This is a genomic window from Sphingomonas crocodyli, assembly GCF_004005865.1.
Classification (GTDB): Bacteria; Pseudomonadota; Alphaproteobacteria; order Sphingomonadales; family Sphingomonadaceae; genus Rhizorhabdus; species Rhizorhabdus crocodyli.
The window spans coordinates 1,113,292-1,132,356 of record NZ_SACN01000001.1 but is presented as its reverse complement, the minus strand read 5'-3'; the positions used below and the strand labels follow the sequence as shown (position 1 = coordinate 1,132,356).

Annotated in this window: 17 protein-coding genes; 11 read left to right on the top strand and 6 right to left on the bottom strand. The window is 66.3% G+C overall.

Features of this window, described 5'->3' with window-relative positions:
- Positions 1 to 4 precede the first annotated feature (4 nt).
- The 8 genes from EOD43_RS05205 to EOD43_RS05170 are packed head-to-tail and all read left to right on the top strand — an operon-like array spanning position 5 to position 5,042.
- Entirely contained in the window at positions 5 to 316 is a 312-nt protein-coding gene (locus EOD43_RS05205; protein ID WP_127741734.1) for a hypothetical protein, read from the top strand.
- Positions 317 to 327: 11 nt separating this feature from the next.
- The gene (locus EOD43_RS05200; RefSeq protein ID WP_164857106.1) at positions 328 to 729 is read left to right on the top strand and encodes a hypothetical protein; all 402 of its coding nucleotides are present in this window, start codon (positions 328 to 330) and stop codon (positions 727 to 729) included.
- A gap of 29 nt (positions 730 to 758) precedes the next feature.
- A complete protein-coding gene (gene sctJ, locus EOD43_RS05195) occupies positions 759 to 1,514 on the top strand; it encodes a type III secretion system inner membrane ring lipoprotein SctJ (protein ID WP_206363489.1) in 756 nt (251 codons plus the stop codon).
- Entirely contained in the window at positions 1,511 to 2,020 is a 510-nt protein-coding gene (locus EOD43_RS05190) for a hypothetical protein (protein WP_127741732.1), read from the top strand. The genes sctJ and EOD43_RS05190 overlap by 4 nt, the downstream gene beginning before the upstream one ends.
- Complete coding sequence (locus tag EOD43_RS05185; RefSeq protein WP_127741730.1) at positions 2,017 to 2,631, top strand: FliH/SctL family protein; 615 nt, start codon at positions 2,017 to 2,019, stop codon at positions 2,629 to 2,631. Before EOD43_RS05190 ends, EOD43_RS05185 begins: the two co-directional genes overlap by 4 nt.
- Entirely contained in the window at positions 2,621 to 3,952 is a 1,332-nt protein-coding gene (locus EOD43_RS05180) for a FliI/YscN family ATPase (RefSeq protein ID WP_127741728.1), read from the top strand. Before EOD43_RS05185 ends, EOD43_RS05180 begins: the two co-directional genes overlap by 11 nt.
- Positions 3,949 to 4,398 (top strand): hypothetical protein, encoded by a 450-nt coding sequence (locus tag EOD43_RS05175; RefSeq protein ID WP_127741726.1) that lies wholly within the window; start codon positions 3,949 to 3,951, stop codon positions 4,396 to 4,398. Before EOD43_RS05180 ends, EOD43_RS05175 begins: the two co-directional genes overlap by 4 nt.
- A gap of 26 nt (positions 4,399 to 4,424) precedes the next feature.
- Positions 4,425 to 5,042 (top strand): hypothetical protein, encoded by a 618-nt coding sequence (locus EOD43_RS05170; RefSeq protein ID WP_127741724.1) that lies wholly within the window; start codon positions 4,425 to 4,427, stop codon positions 5,040 to 5,042.
- A 45-nt stretch (positions 5,043 to 5,087) separates the two neighbouring features.
- Here EOD43_RS05170 and EOD43_RS05165 read toward each other — a convergent pair whose 3' ends face one another.
- A complete protein-coding gene (locus EOD43_RS05165) occupies positions 5,088 to 5,492 on the bottom strand; it encodes a hypothetical protein (protein WP_127741722.1) in 405 nt (134 codons plus the stop codon).
- A 202-nt stretch (positions 5,493 to 5,694) separates the two neighbouring features.
- Here EOD43_RS05165 and EOD43_RS05160 point away from each other — a divergent pair, with 202 nt between their 5' ends.
- The 3 genes from EOD43_RS05160 (at position 5,695) to EOD43_RS05150 (ending at position 10,256) form a co-directional block, all read left to right on the top strand.
- Entirely contained in the window at positions 5,695 to 7,176 is a 1,482-nt protein-coding gene (locus tag EOD43_RS05160; RefSeq protein WP_127741720.1) for a carboxylesterase/lipase family protein, read from the top strand.
- A gap of 15 nt (positions 7,177 to 7,191) precedes the next feature.
- The gene (locus tag EOD43_RS05155) at positions 7,192 to 7,836 is read left to right on the top strand and encodes a glutathione S-transferase family protein (protein ID WP_127741718.1); all 645 of its coding nucleotides are present in this window, start codon (positions 7,192 to 7,194) and stop codon (positions 7,834 to 7,836) included.
- A gap of 74 nt (positions 7,837 to 7,910) precedes the next feature.
- Entirely contained in the window at positions 7,911 to 10,256 is a 2,346-nt protein-coding gene (locus tag EOD43_RS05150; RefSeq protein ID WP_127741716.1) for a CaiB/BaiF CoA-transferase family protein, read from the top strand.
- A gap of 131 nt (positions 10,257 to 10,387) precedes the next feature.
- Here EOD43_RS05150 and EOD43_RS05145 read toward each other — a convergent pair whose 3' ends face one another.
- From EOD43_RS05145 to EOD43_RS05125, 5 genes are all read right to left on the bottom strand, one after another.
- The gene (locus EOD43_RS05145; protein WP_240653087.1) at positions 10,388 to 13,399 is read right to left on the bottom strand and encodes a TonB-dependent receptor domain-containing protein; all 3,012 of its coding nucleotides are present in this window, start codon (positions 13,397 to 13,399) and stop codon (positions 10,388 to 10,390) included.
- A gap of 152 nt (positions 13,400 to 13,551) precedes the next feature.
- Positions 13,552 to 14,889 carry an MFS transporter gene (locus EOD43_RS05140; RefSeq protein WP_240653086.1) on the bottom strand — a complete coding sequence of 446 codons (1,338 nt, stop codon included), beginning with the start codon at positions 14,887 to 14,889 and terminating at the stop codon, positions 13,552 to 13,554.
- Between the two features lie 285 nt (positions 14,890 to 15,174).
- Positions 15,175 to 16,263: an LLM class flavin-dependent oxidoreductase gene (locus EOD43_RS05135; RefSeq protein WP_127741712.1), complete on the bottom strand. Its 1,089-nt coding sequence runs from the start codon at positions 16,261 to 16,263 to the stop codon at positions 15,175 to 15,177.
- 22 nt (positions 16,264 to 16,285) lie between these two features.
- Positions 16,286 to 17,350, bottom strand: coding sequence for an LLM class flavin-dependent oxidoreductase (locus tag EOD43_RS05130; RefSeq protein WP_127741710.1), 1,065 nt, complete (start codon positions 17,348 to 17,350; stop codon positions 16,286 to 16,288).
- Positions 17,351 to 17,568: 218 nt separating this feature from the next.
- Positions 17,569 to 19,035, bottom strand: coding sequence for a flavin-containing monooxygenase (locus EOD43_RS05125; protein WP_127741708.1), 1,467 nt, complete (start codon positions 19,033 to 19,035; stop codon positions 17,569 to 17,571).
- Between the last annotated feature and the right edge of the window lie 30 nt (positions 19,036 to 19,065).

The window sequence follows — 19,065 nt, the reverse complement described above, 5'->3', positions numbered from 1 at the left end:
TGACATGACGAACACCACAGTGACCGGCGGCCTGGGCCTGATGGCCAGCAGCCCGTTGACCGGCAACAAGATGGGCAAGAGCGGCGCGCCCGGCACCTGGTTCGAAGCGCTCGCCGATGCCTGGGGCCAGACGCTCGACAATCAGGCCCAGCGGATCGAACAGATGTCCGACACCGTTTCGGCGGGCGCGGACAATCCGTCGCAGATCACCAAGCTGACCACCGAATCGCTGCGCATGAGCTTCATGTCGAACAGCTCGTCCAGCTCGATCGACAGCGTCGGTAAGGCGCTCGAAACGATGGCGCGTAAGGGCTGAGGGGGGCGATCATGTCGATCGACGCGATCGCGGCCACGGGGCTCGCCCCCGTGGTCCCGCCCGAGGTGCAGACGATCCAGGCCGGCCCCGCCGCCTCGATCTCGGACATCACCAGCTTTCAGGGTTCGCTGAGCGCGGCCGGATCCGGCGGCATCGCCGGCGTCGGTGGCCCCGACCAGCTCGGCCCCGCGATGAAGGCGATGTTCAGCCAGCTCGAAAAGGTGAATGGCGAGGCGCGCAGCGTTTCGGCTTATGCCCAGACGGCCTCGGCCAAGGGCGCGAACATGACCCCCGGCGAAGTCGTCAACCTGACGATGCGCTGCCACGAATTCATGTTCCACTGCCAGCTGACCTCGAACATCGCCAACCGCACCTCGGACGGCATCCAGCAGCTGTTCCGCCAGCAAAGCTGACACGCACGGCGCGGCCGAAGGAGAGAGAAATGGATATGGTCTTCAGGCGCATCCGCGTGGTGCTGATCGGGATGCTGTGCTTGGCACTCGCAGCCTGCGGCCGCGCCGAGCTGTACAGCAAGCTGTCCGAATCCCAGGCGAACGAGATGGTCGCGGTCCTTCAGGCGGCGGGCATCGACGCCGACAAAAAGGATGGCGGCGAAACCGGCTGGACGATCTCGACCGGCTCAGGCGATTTCGCCAAGGCGGTCGAGGTGCTGCATTCGCAGGGCTATCCGCGCGAGGATTTCGCGACGCTCGGCACCGTCTTCAAAAAGGAGGGCTTCGTATCCTCCCCCACCGAAGAACGCGCGCGGCTGGTCTATGGTTTGAGCCAGGAACTGTCGCACACCATCTCGCAGATCGACGGCGTTACGCAGGCGCGCGTCCATCTGGCGCTACCCCAGTCGGAGCCTCTGGCGGATACCAAGCAGCCATCGTCGGCGTCGGTGTTCATCAAGTACCGGCCGGGCACCAATATCGACGCGCAGATCGGCAAGGTGAAGGCGCTGGTGGTCAATTCGATCGAGGGGCTGTCCTATGACAATGTCTCGGTCGAAACCTTCCCGGCGCAGCCGCTGCCGGGCGCGCAGCCGGGCGCGAAGGGCGGCGTGATCGCGGCGAATCTCGCCACCTTCGTGATCCCCGTCGTGCTGCTGGCTCTGATATTCCTCGCTTATCCCAGCTTCCGCCGTTGGCATCAGCGCCGTCGCGCGGTGGTCGTGCGGCGCGGGGACAACGCATGAGCGCCGCGGCCCAGCGTCGCGCGCTCGCGCTGGCGGGTGAGGCTCTGCTCGCCCGCGATGGCGGCCCCGGCGAACGGCGCGCCGCCGCCTTGCTCCGCCGGATCGCGGGATCGGAGACACCGCGTCTCGACCTGAGCGACATCGCCGCCGCGCCGACCTGGCTCCGCCTGCCCCCCGCCGCGTGCAAGCGGCTGGCGCAGCGCGCGGCCCTCCTCTCCTTCGCGCCCGCGCTCGCAAAGTCGATCGACGGCGCGTGGCTCGGCGCGCATGCCAATGCGGCGGGCGAGGACAATGTCGACTGGGCAATCTCGCGCGCCGATCGCATTCCCGAAGGCGGCGCCCAGCCCGTCGACAGCACGCAATTGACCGAGCGCGGCTTCGGCCTGCTCCGCGCGACGCTCGCGCCCCGGCTGCGCCCGTTGCTCGACGCGCCCGCCGACGACACCTGCCCCCCTCCGCTCGCCGCCGCCTGCGTTGCGGAGGCGCTGGAAGGAGCGACCGCATGACCTTCATCGTCGTCCATGCCGATCAGGCCGCGACCCTGCTCGCCGACGATCCGCTGATCTCCGCGCACGACATGCGCAGCGTCAACGGCGCGCTCGATCTGTTCGGTGAGGCCGGGCTGCTGCGCCAGAGCGTGCATGACAGCATCGAGGCCGCCCGCTTCACCGCGCGTGAGGAGGGCAAGGCCGAGGGTCTCGCCGAAGGCCGTGCGACCGCGGAGGAGGAAGGCCGCGCCGAACTGTTTCGCCTCGCGATGCGCGATGGGGAGGAGCGCCGCAAGCGCCAGTCCGAAATCGCGTCGATCGCGCTTGAAGTCGTCCGCCGCATCGCCGGCGATATCGGCGACCCCGCCTTCGTCGCGGGCCTCGCCGAGCGCGCCGCCGCCGCGCTCGCCCCCGAAACCGCCGCGACGATCCGCGTGCCCCCCGCCGCCTTCGACGCCGTGACCGCCCGCGTGGCGCATCACAATGCGATCAGTGTCGAGGCCGATCCGACATTGGAGGGCACCGACTGCGTCGTCGAAACCGCGCTCGGCCGCACGCTCGCGGGGCTGGACACCCAGATCGCGCAGATCGAGGCGGCATGGAAGGACGCGGCGCGCCATGACGCTTGAGACCGCCGAAGCCCGTACCGCCGATCACCTGATCGACAGCCTGCGCCGCACCACCACGGTCGAACGGCGCGGGCGGCTGGTCGAGGCGATCGGCACCACGCTGAAGGTGACAGGCATCGACGCTCGCATCGGGCAGGCGTGCGAACTGGTCGAGCCGGCGACCGGCTATGCCGTGCCTGCCGAGGTCGTCGGCATCGCCGGCAACGCCGCAATCCTCACCCCGCTTGCCGACGTGCGCGGCCTCTCGGTTGATGCCGAAGTGATCGTGCGGCATGGCGAAGAGGGCGTGCCTTATGGTGACGCCCTGCTCGGCCGCGTCCTCGACGGGCGCGGGCTGCCGATCGACGGGCTGGGTCCGGTGCCCGACGGCCTGCCGCGCCGCCCGCTCCACGCCCCCGCGCCGCAGCCAATGGAGCGCGCGCTGATCGACACCGCGCTCGAAACCGGCGTCCGCGCGATCGATACTCTTCTCACGGTCGGCGCCGGCCAGCGCATCGGCGTTTTCGCGGCTGCGGGCGGCGGCAAATCGACCCTGCTCGGCATGCTCGCCCGCTTCGCCTCGGCCGAGATCATCGTCATCGCCCTGATCGGCGAACGCGGCCGCGAAGTCCGCGAGTTTATCGAGGACAGTCTGGGTCCGGACGGCCTCGCCCGGTCGGTGATCGTCTGCGCGACTTCCGACCGCCCCGCAATGGAGCGCGTCCGCGCCGCCCACCATGCCACTGCCATCGCCGAGGGTTTTCGCGCGCAGGGCAAGCGCGTCCTGCTGCTGATGGATTCCGCCACCCGCTTCGCCCGCGCGCTGCGCGAGATCGGGCTGGCGGCGGGCGAACCGCCCGTCCGTCGCGGCTTCCCGCCGTCGGTCTTCGCCGAACTGCCGCGCCTGTTCGAACGCGCCGGCACCGACGCGCATGGCTCCATCACCGGCATCTACACCGTGCTGCTGGAGGATGAGGACAATAGCGATCCGGTGGGCGAGGAAGTCCGTTCGATCCTCGACGGCCACATCATCCTCTCGCGCAAGCTGGGTGCCGCCGGCCATTATCCGGCCATCGACGTGCTGGGCAGCCTCAGCCGCCTCTTCCCCCGCCTCGCCGGCCCCGATCACAAGGCGGCGGCCACCCGCGTTCGCGCTCTGATGGCCAAATATGCCGACATCGAGTTCCTCGTGCAGGTGGGCGAGTATAAGCCCGGCACCGATCCGACCGCCGACAAGGCGATCGCCTCGCGCGCCGAGATCGAGGCGCTGCTGCGTCAGCCCGACACGCTCAAGGAGCCGATGGAAACATCGCTGATGCTGCTGCGGAGCGTCGGCGCATGAGCACGCAACAGGCAAAGATGCTCGTCCGGCTGCGACAGGCGCGCATGGAGGGCGCCGCCCGCGATCTCGCCGCCGCGCGTAAGGCTTCGATGGAGGCAGACGGCGCACTCGCCACCGCGACCACGCAGGCCGAGGCGGCCGACGCCACGCTCGCCGACGATCGCGCACAGCTGGGCGCCGACCTCGCCAACGCATCGACCCGGCTTGCCCTGGTCGAACGGTCCTTGTTCGCGCAGGCCGTCGCCCGCAGCGCCGCAAATGACGCCGCCGAGGCTTTGCGCCTGTGTACGATCGCAGAAGATGAGCGCCGCCATGCGATGATCCGCGCGCAGGCGCGCCACGATGTCCTGGCCGATCATGCCGCCACCCTCCACCGCCGCGCCGAGGCGCAGCGCGAGGAGCAGGCGGCGGCCGAAATCGACGATAGCAGAAGGAGACCGCAATGACCGGCCTGTCCGCAGGAGGATCTTCGGTGAGCAGCGCCCGTGCGCCATCCAGCACCCCGCGCCTCGATGCGCGCCCCGCCGCACGCCAGCAACCCAACGAGCAGGATGTCCGCGCGATGGGCGAAGCCTTCGCCGCCGCGCGCCGCCAGCCGCAGGGTGGGCTTCAACAGGGGAAGGCCGGCAAGCTCGCCGGGCAATTGGCCAAGGGCGAGGCGCAGGCCCGCGATGGCGCGCAGCCCTCGATCGGCGATCGCGGCGCCTTCGCCGATGCGATGCGCAACGAACATGACAATGGCGCGCGCTCGGATCAGGGCTTCGGCCTGCCGGGTCAGGCGGGCGCGGCCGTGCCCGTCCCCGCGCCGCAAGTGCCCGCCCCGCATGTCGATCCGTCCGCCTTCGCCCAATTGATGAGCCAGCTGTGGCTGCGCGAGCGCGAAAAGGGCGCCAAAGAAGTCCGCGTCGAATTCGGCCGATCGACCTGGCCCGCGACGGGCGCGACGCTGGTTCGCAACACCGACGGCGTGCTCGACATCGCTCTGCAGGTCGATCCGACCGCCACCGATTACGGTAAGGATCTGTCTTCCCTGCGCGAACGCTTCGCCGATCGCGGTCTGGCGATCGGCACGCTGACCGTGGACGCCTGACTTACCCAACCCCGCTCGTGTCGAGCGAATGGGATTTAGGCTGGGCTATTTAGGCAAAGCCGCCGCCACCTCGCGATAGCTCGCGGGGTGGATCCGGTCGCGGGTCGCAAACCCCGCAAGGTCGATCAGTTCATCGCCGAAGCGGAACGCGACCTGCGTCACCGAATAGGCGGCGCGCCGATCATAAGGCAGCACCCACAGCACACGCGCGCGGCCCAGCGCCATCCGCGCATTCGCCAGATTGGTATCAAGGCCAGTGCTGCCGCGCTTGTCGTTTGTGCCCATAGACACGATCGTGACCGGATAAGGCCCGGCCTTCGCGATCTGCGCGGCCAGTTCGCCCGATCCCGCGCCCACGCGCGCGGCGACCGCGCAGATCGGCCCGCCGGCGTTCAACACCGCGGCAATCCCCGTCGCTATACTGTCGCCGAGCAGAAGGCAGTCGAGCATCGCCGAGGCTTGTCGCCCAGCCCTCCCGCCCGGTCAACGCCCGATCACCGCGTAATCGCCAGCATATTGCCGCATCACGGAAGTGATACGGCGCGACGAAAACGAACCTACCGTGCAAAATTACTTGCATTCCCTACAGCAAATGACTTTGGTGCAAACAGGGCCGAAGAGTCCGCAATATGTAGAGGAAGGTTGGAAAGGTATGGCCGACCGCGCGGACATATCGGTGGCCGGCGCCCCCGTGATCGAAACAAATCTCGGCCCCGTGCGAGGTGTGGCGCTTGGAGGGCCTGCCGCCGCCTTTCGCGGAATCCCCTTTGCCGCGCCGCCGGTTGGCCCGCTGCGCTGGCGCGAGGCGCAGCCGGCCAAGCCGTGGACGGGCGTGCTGGATGCGACTGCGTTCGGCCCCGTCTGCCCGCAACAGCCCTCCCCCGGTGAGCCACTGCCGCAGGATGAGGATTGCCTGACGCTCAATATCGTCACGCCCGATGTCGGCGCGACGGGGCTGCCGGTGCTCTTTTCGATCCACGGCGGCGCCTATTTCATCGGCTCCGGACGCTATATCGCCGACAAGGATCTGTCGCCGATCGTGCGGCGCGGGGTGGTGCTGGTTTCGGCCAATTACCGGCTGGGGCGGTTCGGTTTCTTCGCGCATCCGGCATTGAGCGCCGAGGCCGGGCGCGGCACCGGCAATTTCTGGCTGAGCGATCAGATCTCGGCGCTCGAATGGGTTCGCCGCAATATTGCGGCCTTTGGCGGCGATCCGGCGAACGTCACCATCCTCGGCTGCTCGGCGGGCGGATCGAGCGTCAACACGCTCGTCACGGTCGACAAGGTCCGCCACCTCTTCACCCGCGCCGCATCGCATTCGGGCGGTGGCCTGTTCAACGCGGCGCGATCGCTGAAGCGGGCCGAGGAGCAGGGCGTCGCCTTCGCTCGCCGCGCGGGGATCGACGATGACGATCCCGATGTGCTGGACAAGCTGCGCGCACTGACGGTCGAGCAGATCATCGCCGCCGATCCGGGCGCGCCCGATTATGGCGCGATCATCGACAGCCACTGGATCGAGAAGCCGGTCGGCGTCGCCTTTGCCGAGGGCGAACGCAGCGCCGTCCCCATGATCATCGGATCCACCAGCAACGAAGCGAGCATCTTCGGCATGATGGGCTTCGACGCCGCCACGCTGAAGGCGCGCTTCGACATCGATCTCGACGAACTGCGCCCCGTTTATGAGGCGGAGGGTGCGCTGAGCGAGGCGGAGTTACTGCGCCGGGTGCAGACCGATTTCCTCTTCACCGCCGCCAGCCTCGGCATCGGTTCCTTCGCCGCGCGCACCGCGCCGACGTGGAGCTATCATTTCGATTATGTGCCCGCGGCCCAGCGCGCGACCAAGCCGGGTGCGTCGCATTGCGCCGACATGCCCTACACCTTCCTCGACGATGCCCGCCGCACGCCGGAGGATCAGGCGGTCGCCGATCGCCAGCAGGCTTATTGGTACAATTTCATCGCGGGCGGCGATCCCAATGGCGATGGCCTGCCCGCCTGGCCGCAGGCGGCGCCCGGCGCGGTCGCAACGATGATGAATGGCGACACGGTGGAGATCGTCCCCGCGCTCCACCGGGATCGCATGGCGTACTGGTACGAACGCTGGATGCGCGAGACCGGCGTGACCGTCCGGCCGTAAAGGGAGAGTCGATCGATGAAACTCTATCATTGCGGCGGATCGCGCGGCCTTCGGGCGCTGTGGACCATCGAGGAGATCGGGCTCGATTGCGATCTGATCGCGCTGCCCTTCCCGCCGCGTCGGCTGGTGCCCGGCTATACCGATCTCAACCCCGTCGGCACGGTGCCCACGTTGGTCGACGGCGATGTGGTGATGACCGAATCCTGCGCGATCGCTCAATATCTCGCGACCCGATACGCGCCCGATACGCTAGCGGTGCCGGTCGATCATTCCGATTACGGGGCGTTTCTCGATTTCCTCCACCATGCCGATGCGACGCTGACTTTTCCGCAGACCGTCTATCTGCGCTACGGCGTGATGGAACGCGAGCGGGGGCTGGAGCAGGCGGGCATCCTCTATGCCGACTGGTTCGGCAAGCGGCTCGCCAAGGTCGAGCGGCGGCTGGAGACGCGGGCCTTTCTGTGCGCGGATCGCTTCACGGTGGCCGATATCGCGATCGCCTATGCCATCCTGCTCGCGCGCAAGATCGGGATCGAGGATCGGGTGTCGCCGGCGCTGGTCGCGTGGTTCGACGGGCTCGCCGAACGCCCCGCCTACAAGCGGATGATCGCGCGGGACGAGGCCGCGGTACCGATCCCGCCCGACACGCCATTGCCCTGAACGGGGTCGCCCGAACCAAATTGCCATCACGCGATGATCGGGCGCGCGCATGCCCGGCACGAAGGGAGCAGGCCATGACTGACACGATCGATCGGCCGCTTGCCGGCATCACCATCCTGGACCTGCTCGACAGCAGTGTCGCGGGCATTACCCGATCCTATGTCGAACTGGGCGCCGAGGTAATCCGGCCCGAGCCGCAAGGTGCCTTCGGGGGCGCGGATCCCGCTTCGCCTGCCGGCGTGCGCTGGCTGGTCGCCAATGTCGGCAAGGTGGTGGTGCAGGCGGATGACGATGCCGCACTCGCCGAACTGATCAACCGCGCGGACATGATCGTCGAGGCGGCGCCGGGCAAAGCGGCAGCGCTGCTGCGACCCGACCGGCGCGAGGCAACGGTCGTGGTGACGGTCGGCATGTTCGGCGCGGGCGGCAGCCATGCCGGATGGCAGGCGACCGATCCGGTCCTCCACGCGCTGACGGGCGTATTGTCGCGATCCGGCCTCGAAGGGCGCGAGCCGCTGATGCCGCCGGGCGAACTGGCGATCGAATGCGCGATGGCGCAGGCTGCCTATGTCGGCACCGCCGCGCTCTATGCCGCGATGCGCACCGGCAAGGGCGATCGCGTCGATGTATCGCTGCTCGATGCGGCGGTGCAGGCGCTCGATCCCGGTTTCGGCATTTCGGGCAGCGCGACCCTGGGCCGTGCGGCGCGACACCTGCCGCCGGGTCGCCCCGTAAAGGGTTTCCAATATCCGATCCTGCCATGCGCCGATGGCGATGTGCGGCTGTGCGTCCTCGCCCCGCGCCAGTGGCAGAATATGTGGCGCTGGATGGGCGAGCCGGCCGAGTTTGCCGGCCCCGAATATCTCAAGACCGCGGTGCGCCAGCAGTCGGCGCCCCTGCTCGCGGCGATCGCGGCCTTCGTCGCCGACAAGAGCCGCGCGGAGCTGGAACGGGACGGCACTGCGCATGGCGTGCCGATCTCGGGCATCCTGACGCTCGAAGAATGCCTCGCCTCGGCCCATGTTGCGGCGCGCGATCTCATCGGAACGGTGAAGATCGGAGAGAGTAGCGAGGTGCGCCTCCCTAACGGGATCGTCGAGATCGACGGCGCCCGCATGAATGCGAGCGATGGCCCCGCCGCGGCTCCGGCCGTGACAAATTGCGTGCCGGCCACCGCCGATCCGGCCAGGCCGCTTGCGGGCCTCAAGGTGCTGGATCTCGGCGTGATCGTCGTCGGCGGCGAACAGAGCCGGCTGCTGGCCGATATGGGCGCCGATGTCGTGAAGGTGGAATCGGCGGCCTTCCCCGATGGCACCCGCCATTCCTACCTGCCGACCGGCCTGTCGGTCAGCTTCGCGGCGGGGCATCGCAACAAGCGAAGCCTGGGCCTCAATCTGCGCGCGGACGAAGGCAAGGCGCTGTTCCGCCGGCTCGCGGCCGAGGCGGACGTGATCCTGTCCAACTTCAAACCCGGCACGATGGAATCGCTGGGCTTCGGCTATGACGAACTGTCGGCGATCAACCCCGCCATCATCATGGCCGAAAGCAGCGCCTTCGGGGCCAGCGGCCCGTGGGCCGGGCGGATGGGCTATGGCCCCTTGGTCCGTGCGGCGGCGGGGCTGACCGACAAGTGGCGCTATGCCGACGATCCGACCAGCTACAGCGATTCCATCACGATCTACCCCGACCATGTCGGCGCGCGATATGGCACGATGGCGGTGCTGGCGCTGCTCGCGCGGCGGCTGCGCACCGGGCGGGGCGGCCGGGTATCGATCTCGCAGATGGAGGTGATGCTCAGCCATTTCGCGATCGAGATTGCGGGCGCCAGCCTGGGCGTCGATGCGACGGCCGCGCCGGATGCGCCGTGGGGCGTGTTCCAGGCGGCGGGGCATGACGATTGGTGCGTGGTCACGGTTCGCAACGATGCCGACTGGGCCGCGCTGACGCAGATCGTCGGGCGCGCCGACTGGAGCGGGCCGGATTTCGCCACGGCCCAATTGCGGCGTGCGCGGCGCGCGGCGATCGAGGCCGATGTCGCGACATGGATGGCCGGGCAGGATGCCGATGCGGCGATGCGCCGGCTGCAGGCGGCCGGCGTGCCCGCCGCGCGCATGCTGCGCGTCGCCGACCTGCCCGACTTCGATTATTATCGCGAGCGCGGCTTCTACCGCGTCGATCATCACCCGCACATGGACGAACCCATCATCGCCGAGCGCCGCCACGCGGCATCCGCGCTATTGGACGAGGCCGATGGTCGCCCCGCTCCGCTGATGGGCGAACATAGCGCCGAGGTGATCCGCGACTGGCTGGGCCTCGATCAGGGCGAGATCGACCGCCTGCTTGCCGACGCCATCCTCGAACCCGTCCAGCCTGAGGTCGCTCGCATGGTCGCCGCCGGCGAAGGACGCGCCGCCGCCTGAACCCAAAAAAAAGAAGAGGCGTGGAGACCGAAGTCTCCACGCCTTCAGGAGAGGTGTTGGCGGGAGAGCCGCCGACCTCACTGTGGAGAAGGGGCCGGCGGGAGCATGCCCCCACCGGCCAGGCGGCTTCATCAGAATTTGAAGCGGACGCCGGTGGTGAAGGCGCGGCCGATGAAGTCGTACACGGCGATGTTGGTCGGCAGGTTCACGCCCGGAATGGTGCTGCCGATCAGCGGCGGCTTCTTGTCGAACAGGTTGTTCACGGTGGTGAACAGTTCGATATTGCCGTTGCCGTGCGGGACGGTGAAGCGGAAGCTGAGATCGGTGTACCACACCGCATCCACCTTGTTGTCGACGAACGCGATCGGAACCGGGCCGCCGGGGATGTCGAGCGTCATCTTGTGGATATACTGCTCGCTCACCGTCACGCCGAACGGCCCGTTGCTGTAATCGACCGTCAGGTTGCCGCGCCAGCGGGGGAAGCCCGCCGGGTTGCTGATGATCACGTTCTTGCCGTCATAGTTCGAGATCGGGGCGCCGGTATATTGCTGCGCCTGGAACTTCTGCAGGTAGTTGGCATAGAGCCGGACGGCCAGCGCGCCATTGCCGACATTGGTGCGATAGCTCGCGTCGATGTCGATGCCCGACGTCTTCAGGAAGGCGATGTTGGCGGGCACGATCCGCACCAGGCTGGGGAAGGTGGTCGGCGAAGCACGCTCGATCAGCGCGCATTCCTCCGCCCCCGTGCCGCCGGCGTTGAGGCAGTTGGTGACGATCTGCTGCGCCGTCAGCGTCTCGATCAGCTTCTTCACCTTGATGTGGTAATAATCCACGGCAAGGCTGAAGCCCGGCATGAAGCTGGGCGTCACGACGCCGCCGAACGTATAGGTGTTCGATACTTCCGGCTTCAGGTTCGGATTGCCCGATGTGACGCTGTTGGCGTTGATGTTCAGGCCGCTGCCATAAGTGCCTGCGGCGTTGCGCACGTCGTTGACGATGCCGATGCCGCTCTGGGCGCCCGCGAACAGTTCGAACAGGTTGGGCGCGCGGATGTCGTGCGAATAGGTGCCGCGCAGCAGCAGGTCATCCACCGGCTTCCAGGTGCCGCCCGCCTTCCACGTCGTGACGGTGCCCGACGTCGAATAATCGGTGACGCGGATCGCGCCGTTCACGCTGAGTTCGCGGAAGAAGGGCGTATCCTTCAGGATCGGAACCGCGATTTCGCCATAGGCTTCCTTGACGTTCAGCTTGCCGTTCGCTTCGCCGACATTGGTCAGCCAGTAGTAAAGCGAACTGGCCGGCACGCCGCGCAGGCCCGCGAAGTAATTCGCGCGGATCGCAGCGGTTTCGGCCGCGGTCGAACCCGCCAGATCGGCCGGGTTGGCGTTGCTGACGAGGTCGAGCGACTGGCGGCGATATTCGACGCCGAACGCGATATCGACCGGGCCGGCGGGCAGATCGAACACCGCGCCGTTGAAGCCGGCCACCCACGAATCCTGCTTCATCTTGGCGCGATAACGCGACGTGCCGGTGGCATAGGCGTAGCCGGCCGGGGTCGTCGCTGCCGGGTTGCCCCGCAGGATGTTGATGGGGACGCAGCCCGTATATTGCGCTGCGACCGCAGGGTTGAGCAGAACGCGGCAGGTCGGCTGGCCGTTCGCCGGATTGGTCACGACGTCGGCGGCGGCGTAGAGCTTCTTATAGTCGTAAAGGCCCGAATTGGCGAGCTTGTGGACCGAATCGCCATGCGAGTAGCTGGCATTCCACGAAAAGCCGCCGAACGTGCCGTTCAGGCCCGCGGTCGCCATCCAGTAATCGGTGCGCTCATTGGCGACCGGCGAAGGCTGTCCGGCGGAGGCCTGGCCGACGGTGATGAAGTCGCTTGCGGTCGGCAGCGTCGCATCGATCGCGGCGGGCAGGAACGGGTTGCCCTTGTAGATGTTCACGGCGCCGCCCGGCGGGATCAGCACGTTCTGCTGCGTGATGTAGCGCAGCTCGCTGCGCGACCAGCCGCCCTGGACATAGCCGGTGATGTCGGGCGAGAAGTCATAGCTCGCGCGGCCGAAGGTCTGGTAGGTCTTGTACGGCGCGACCGCGTGGGTGTTCGGCGGAATATCGTAGCCGTCGCCACCGATCTGGAAGCCGGCGGTGCCGACGGCGGTGCCGGTGTTGAACGGGCGGGTCGACCCGTCATTGTTGATCACGCGGCCGACGAACGGATTGCCCGTCACGCTCGATCCGGTGATGCGGCCATTGGGCGCCACCGCCGAGATGCGGACGTCGGGGCGCAGCACATAAGGGTTTGAAGTGCCGCCGGGATTGCAGACCGTCGCCGGCTGGCCGGCGGGCGGGGTGCAGCCCACGACGCTGCCGACATAGGTCAGGCCCTGGCGGCCGATCGCGCGCTTGCTGCGGATCAGGCCTTCGTTGTTGTTATATTCGCCGCTCAGCAGGATGTGGCCGGCATCGTTGGCGAAGCTGGTGCCGTAAGCCACGCCGATACGCTGGTTGGCGGCATCGCCACGCTGCGAAATGCCCGCCTGCGCGACGCCCTTGATGCCGGTGAACTTCTTGTCGAGGACGAAGTTGACCACGCCGGCGACCGCGTCCGAACCCCAGGCGGCCGATGCGCCGCCCGTCACCACGTCGACGCGCTGCATCAGCAGCTGCGGCAGGACGTTGGTGTCGACCGTGCCGACATAGGTGGTCGGCGAAACGCGCAGGCCGTCAAACAGGATCAGCGTGCGCAGCGGCCCCTTCGGGTTGTTGTTCGGAATGCCCAGGCTGCGCAGGTTCAGCACGTTGCCGTGAATAGGATTGTTCGAGAAATTGTTCGCCGACTTGGACGGGCTCAGCGAGTTCGAGAACTGGGGCAGCTTGTTCAGTGCGTCCGGGATGCTCGACGGCGTCGACTTCAGAAGATCCTCGGTGGTCGCGACGGTAACGGGGGTCGGCGCCGTGTAACCATCGCGCACGATGCGCGAACCGGTGACGATGATTTCTTTGACTGCGGCGTCATCGATCGCGGCATCGGCAGATGGCGACTGGGCAGCGGGCGCCGCCTGTTCTTGGGCCATCGCCGGCGCGGCAATGGCGCCGGTCGCGACAGTGCACAGCAAAAGGCATGCGACTTTACGCATCATCAGTCTCCCCTAAGTGCCGACGCGATTCTCCGCGTCATTATTGCTCTTGTGTGCAGATTTGCTCAAAAACATCTGGTCGTCAACGTCGCGACAATAAAAAGTGCATTTAGATGCAAATTTTCTGTCGATTCACCTCAGGAGATTTGCAGAGGTCAGGCTTGCGCAGGTGTTTCCTGGGTCAGAAGCTGGCGCATCTGTTCGCGCCCCGCGATGAACAGCAGCGCCGCCGGGATCAGCATGGCGAGCACGACGACGATCAGCGACGTGCCGACCGCCGCAGGCGATCCGAACACCTGATCGGTGAAGAAGCCGACCAGCGCCGGCCCCAACGACATGCCGATCAGGCCCGTGGCCAGCACATAGATGGCCGACAGGCGCCCCCGCAGCGCCGGGGGCGTCACCACCTGGGTCGAGGCCGGCCCCATCGATCCGGTCGCCAGCATGAACGCGACGTAGATGCTGAACATCACCACCGTCACCCACGGATTGTCCGACAGCAGCGCGACGATGGCGCACGGCACTGCGATACAGATCGACAAAGTGCACCAGACCAGCGGCGCATCGCGGCGTCCCGCCTTGTACAGTCGATCGACGATCCAGCCGTGGATCGGCAGGCTCATCGCCGCGACGAGTTGCGCGATGCCCAGCACGATGCCGATCCGGCTGGGCGTCCAGCCGTGCACGCGGACGAAATAGGCCGGCAGCCAGAGCTGGAGCGCGATCGTGCTGGTATAGGCGAGGCCGAAGCCGATCAGGATCGCCGCAAACATCCGCTTGTGTTCGCCCAGGAAGCGCAGCGCCTCGCCATAGCCTTCGCTGCCCGCGCCGGTGGGCGTTGCGCGCACGATCCGCCTGGGTTCGGTAACGAGCAGGACGAGGAAGGCCATCGCGATCCCCGGCACGCCGGTCAGCACGAAGGCCTGCTGCCACGGCGCGAAATGGCTCATGAACGGCCACGATGCGACGCCGCCCGCCAGCACGAACTCGACAAACGGCCCGCCGAGCAGGAACACGATCCCCGCCCCCATGATCGCCCCCATGACGAAGATCGACATGGCGAGCGAAAGGCGGTCCGGCGGGAAGCTGTCGCCGATGATCGAATAAGCGCCGGTCGAAAAACCGGATTCGCCCCCGCCGACCAGCGCGCGGGCGACGGCCAACGCGAGGAAAGTCGACGCGAATCCGCATCCCGCCGCACCGATGCTCCAGACGATCACCGAGAAGAACAGCACCCAGCGGCGGCTGTAACGATCGAGCGCCAGCCCGACCGGAATGGCGAACAGGCAGTAGAGGACGGCAAAGGCCGGGCCTTGCAGCAGGCTGATCTCGAAATCGGTAAGCCCGACACCTTGCTTGATCGGATCGACGACGAGCGCGATCAGATAGCGATCGGCCAGCGAGCGAATATAGAGGATGAAGAGGATCGCGACGCTGAGCCAGGCAAGCAACGGCCGCGGATAAACGGCGGCGTCATCGCTCCGTCCGATCACCACGCGCACCCATATCGACCGTCATTTGAAAAGTGCTTCATCAGGCTCTCTCCTGCTGCCTTTGCCGGCAACTTGAGCCCGTGATGACATGGCGGCGTGAACCTGCCTAATTATTTTTGCACATCGGTATATTTTTCAGCAGCCACCCACCTAACTCGACTGATGCGGGCATCGCATCGAATTCACTGCGGAAACAGACAATGGTGAGCGATCAGAACGACATAATTCTGCACAATAGATCAAGAAATGCTGGCGAGCGATTGTCTCGATCGCCAGCGCATTCCTTCAGGCGACTTCGAGCGCGCCGCCACCCTTCACCTTGGGCGCGACCTCCTCAGCCAGCGCGCGCAAGCTTTCGTGCCAGCCCGACGCCTTGTCGGCATAGTCGCAGCCGAAGACGAGCAGCGTGCCGAACCCGCCCGACTGCTCCTGAAACTCCTCCAGCTTCTCGCGCACCGTGTTGGGCGAACCGACGATCCAGCAATGCTTGGCCATATAATCGACCGTCATGTCGCTGTCGGGCACGTCGGGGTGGTGCTTGTACCATTGGAGCAGGCCGAAGCGGCTGGCGACGTTCAGCACATAATCGCGCGCGAAGCGGCCCAGATTGCCCTCGGTCGCCAGCTTGTACGCGGCTTCGTCGGTCTCGGCGACGACGACCTCGCGGCACACGCGCCAGTCCTCGCGCTTCGGCGTCCGGCCCGCCAGAGCCGCGCCTTCGGCATAGGCATCCCAATGGGTTTTGACGAAGTCGACGCTGATGTTGAGGCTCATCGGGATGAAGCCCTGCCGCCCTGCCATCTTGAGCGTTTCGGATCGGGCGGTGAGCCCCGAAATGCCGATCGGCGGATAAGGCTTCTGATACGGCTTTATATGCGCGCCCTTCAGCGGCATTTCGGGCTCGTCATAGCGGCAGTTCCAATATTTGCCCTGATAGTCGAACGGCTCCTCCGCGCCCCAGATCTTGAGGATGATCTCCAGGCTCTCGCGCGTCATGTCGCGCACCTTCTCGCCATCCAGGCCCAGCAGCGCCCAGTCCGACGGGACCGAACCCGCCGCGATGCCGAAGTTGAAGCGGCCCTTGGCGAGATGATCGAGCCACGCGATCCGGTTCGCGACCACGGCGGGGTTATGATAGGGCAGGCACACGCCGCCCGTGCCCAGCCGGATCCGGCTCGTCTCGCGCAAAGCCTGCGCGACCAGAATATCGGGCGCGGGGTTCGGCTCCCACGGCAGCGTATGATGCTCGCCCAGCCAGGCTTCCTCATAGCCCAGCTCGTCGAGCCAGCGCAGAACCTGCAGATCCCATTCCTGACAATCGAACGGCGACCGCTCCGGCGGATGCGCAGGCTGCGCGAACAGACCGAGTTTCATGGGGCTTCCTCTCCTGCTTTTCTTATGCCGTCGTCAGTTCGGCCGCGCGCTCGCGCAGTCGCGGCATCACTTGGCGGCCGAAGGTCTCCAGTGCCTTGCGCACCTTCTTCACCGGCGCCCGACCCTGCGCGACCTCCATCAGCAGCAGGTCGATCCCCAGATCGTCGCCCACAGCGCGCAGACGGCGCGTCAGATTGTCGGGATCGCCGAAGAAGACGAGGTCCGCGTCGTTCATCGCGGTCATCGCGCTGACATCGGCATTCTGGTAGAAATCGGGCACGGTCGACGTCTTCGCCTGTTTGTCGAGTTGCGCGAAGAATTTGTAGTAATTCAGCGCATATTCGGCGCCGTCGGCCACCGCCTGATCGCCATCCTCATCGCAATACATCTGCGTGATCGCACACAGTTCGCGGGTCGACGGATCGTGGCCGTGGTCGGCGAGATTCTGTCGCCACAGCCCGATATTGCGGCGGATCGCGTCGCGATCGGGCATGAACAAAGCCGTGCCGAGATTAAGCCCCTTCTGCCCCGCCCAGACATAGGAATCGGGCGTGGTCGAACCCGATGCGTAGATCGCCGGGAACGGCTTCTGCACGGGCTTGGGGAAGCAGTTGTAATTCTCGATCTGGAAATGCTGGCCGTTGAAGTCGATCGGCCCCTGCGACTGCCAGGCCTGCAGGATGAAATCCATCGCCTCGCGATAGCGCGTGTGGCTTTCGGCGACCGGCACGTCGAACCAGTCATATTCCTGCATCAGATAGCCGCGCCCGATCCCATATTCGAGGCGGCCGCCGCTCAGCACGTCGAGCAGCGCATATTGCTCCGCCAGCATCACCGGATTGTGGAGCGGGACGAGCGAGACGCCGGTGCCCACGCGGATCCGCTTCGTCCGCGCCGCCGCCGCCGTCGCCATGATCGCGGGGTTGCCGAACGAATAGGCCCCGCAATGATGTTCGCTGAACCAGACGCTGTCGTAACCCAGCTCCTCGAGCAGATCGACCTGCTCCAGAAGCTCGGTCGTATACTGCTCCGGCGTTCCGTGAACGTCGGGATGATAATCGATGTTGTAGCAAATCCCGAACCGCATCCTCGCCTCCGACTCTCTTATCGAAGGCGAGTTAGATCATGCTCGGGATGCCGCGTCAACAAAATCGAACCGATCGGTTCGGTTTTATTCCTCCCCGGTACGGGGAGGGGGACCATGCGCAGCATGGTGGAGGGGGTTCGCCACAGATGACCCGCTTTGCCTCCAGCCCCCTCCACCGCTTCGCGGTCCCCCTCCCCGTCCCGGGGAGGATCAAGATTTCACCCCTCCACCACGTCGAACGCATCGAGCTTGGGCGTCTTCATCTCCTCGATGAAATGGTCGTAGGTCCACGGCCAGATCGAGGGCGCGCCGTCCGCGCCGAGATACCAGCTGCGGCAACCACTCGCGAAGATCGTCTTGCTCGCGGCTTCGGCGCGGGCGCTTTCATAATCGGCCATCGCCTTGGCATCGGCGCTGATCTCGCGCGCCTTGCCGGTGCGCAGCATGTCGATCAGGCCCATCAGATAGTCCATCTGCCGTTCGGCAACGTCGATCAGCGAGAAATTGCCCACCGGCGCAGTCGGCCCGTTGAGCATGAACAGGTTGGGAAAATCGGGGATCGACAGGCCCATATAGGCGATCGGGCGGTCGGCCCACACAGCCTCGACATTCACGCCATTGCGCCCCGTCACCGTCATCGGGCGCAGGAACATGTCGGCATGGAAGCCGGTGGCGAGCACCAGCACGTCGAGTTCGTGGAGCGTGCCGTCGGCGGTGCGCACACCCTTCGGTTCGACCCGATCGATCGCGTCGGTGACGATCTCGACGCTCGGCTTCTGCACCTGCTCATAATAGTTGGGCGAGATCACGATCCGCTTGCAGCCTGCGCGATAATTGGGGCGCAGCTTTTCGCGCAGCACCGGATCGGCGACGTTCTGCTCCAGATTCTGCGCGATATAGCCTTCCATCATGTGCATTTCGGGTGAGGAGGCGTCGCTGATCGCCTGCGACCACAGCCGCACGTTCGCCTCGGACTCGGGGCTGTTGCGGATCGCGAGGATCAGGTTTGGATCCTCGCGGAACGCCGCACGCTGTTCCGGGGTGTAGGGATCGTTGACGCCCTTGCGCACCCATTGCGCGGTCCGCTGAAACTGCTTCACCACCGCCGATCGATCGGCGAGCGCGGCGACGATCTGTACCCCTGTCGATCCCGTCCCGATCACGCCAACGCGCGCGCCGTCCAGCGGCACGCTGTGATCCCAGCGCGCGCTGTGGAACGATGCGCCTTCGAAGCTGGCAAGGCCGGGAATATCGGGGGTCGACGGATGGTGCAGCACGCCCGTCGCCGCGATCACGACGTCGGCCGTATCCTTCGTCCCCTTCTTCGTCTCGATCTCCCAGCGGCCGTCGACGAAGGCCAGCTTCGTGATCTCCTCGCCAAAGCGGATCATCTCGATCACGCCATATTTCTGCGCGGTCCGCTCGAAATAGCCGTAAATCTCCGCGCCATCCGGATATTGGCTCGACCAGTCGGGATTGAGTTCGAACGAATAAGTATAAGCGTGCGACTGCACGTCGCAGGTCAGCCCCGGATAGGTGTTCTCGCGCCACGTGCCGCCGACCCGATCGGCCTTTTCATAGACGGTGACGTCATCGATCCCTTCGTCGCGCAGGCGGATCGCCGCCAGGATGCCCGACATTCCCGCGCCGATCACGACGACGCGCAGCTTCTTCTCGTCCGCCATCAATCCCTCTCCTCTTTGCGAAGGAGGATC